Raw genomic sequence first — 250 nt, forward strand, 5'->3', positions numbered from 1 at the left:
TTTTCATTCCCAATCTGAACATCGAGACCTAACATTGCAAGCACATGTATGGTTTTTCCAATTTGGCAAGATTCTTTGCCTTTTTCTAAATCACGTATGAATTGCACACCGCTCCAGATGTAGCTGCCAGGTGTTCTTGGGTTAATTCTTGCTTTTTCCGTGTATTTCTAACAATAAAGCCTAATATTTTCATTCTGCTTTCAACCATAATCATGCCGAAAAGGATGATTATATCATTTTCCACTTTCAT

The sequence above is a fragment of the Bartonella sp. AA83SXKL genome (assembly GCF_042196965.1).
GTDB lineage: Bacteria > Pseudomonadota > Alphaproteobacteria > Rhizobiales > Rhizobiaceae > Bartonella.